General features: G+C 71.7%; 2 pseudogenes. One reads left to right on the top strand and one right to left on the bottom strand.

Going from position 1 to position 1,166, the window contains the following annotated elements:
* Positions 1-141: pseudogene (locus tag AC27KI_RS25355) on the bottom strand (thermonuclease family protein); the annotation flags it as partial.
* A gap of 793 nt (positions 142-934) precedes the next feature.
* Here AC27KI_RS25355 and AC27KI_RS25350 point away from each other — a divergent pair.
* Positions 935-1,166: pseudogene (locus AC27KI_RS25350) on the top strand (hypothetical protein); the annotation flags it as partial.

Here is a 1,166-nt window from a genome sequence, read left to right as displayed (position 1 = left end):
CGGGCCGAACGCCTGGCGGCGCTCGGGCGCGTCGATGGCGGCCAGGCGCACCTGGATCGGGCGGCGGTCGCCGCAGCGGGCGGTGAGGGAGTCGCCGTCGCTGACGGCGACGACCAGGCAGAGCAGGGTGGCGATGGGCACGGGGGATCGGAGCGGGGGAGGGGATGCAATGAAGGCGGGCGCAGGGGCCGTGCCGGCCGCGCACTATAGCCGCACCCCGGAAAGGCGCCGGCCGCGCCCGGCCGCCACTGCCCAAAATGCAGGCACCGGGCTGCAGGCCACTGCCTGCGCCGATCCGGCGGGTTGTCCCTGGGGTTGTCCACAGAACGGCCCACAGAGGGCGGGCATAACTTCGGCATGCGGTGGAGGGGCGCTCGCAACGCAGGCGCTCCAGGCGAAAAAATGCTCCCAGGACAATCAGTACTAGGGCATTGCGCTATCAAAAAAGTAGCGTTTTGCCGACCAGCCTGAAACCACTGGATACACTGCCGTCCGCATGCGCCCCCTGACGTGGCTGCGCAGGCAGACAGCACACGACACCAAGGACAGGAGGGCATGGCAACGGGGCACGACACATCCACATCCACATCCCCATTCGATTTCGCGCGGGCGGCGTGCCGCCGTGGCAGGGTTCTGGCGGCCGGCATCGCGCTGGCGGGCCTGGGCGCGCTCGGTACGGCGTCGCTGCCTGCCCAGGCCAGCGGCGCACCCCAGCCCTGGGGCCAGCGCCTGGTGCAAACCCAGGAACTGTCGGCCGAAGCGCTGGCGAAGTTCGCGCTGTTCCAGGACCGGAAAGACACCGCCGATGCGGACCGCTCCGCAGGCGCACCGCCCCAGACCCAGGCCTGGACGGGCGAGGAGATGGCGCTGCCCCGCAGCGGCAACCCTTACACGCTGGTGGTGCGGGTCTCGGGCGTGGCGCTGGCCGACGGGGATGCCAGCGCGCCGCTGGATGGCGGGCTGGTCCATCCATGGCGCATCGCGCGTGGGTGCCGTGCCCCAGGTCGCCGCGCGGGGCGTGCGCGCCGGCCAGGTCGTGGAGATGGCCGGCGCCGCGGCGCCCTTGAGCTTCAAGGAAGACCGCACGGTCCCGCCGGTGCTGGAGTTCGCAGGGGTGAGCAACCTGCGCATGGACCGGGTGCGGCTGGAGGTGTGGTCGGGCATGC

The sequence above is a fragment of the Acidovorax sp. KPB24-03 genome (genome assembly GCF_057546605.1).
Note: the sequence above shows the minus strand (reverse complement) of the source record. Positions and strands in the feature narration are given on the sequence as shown.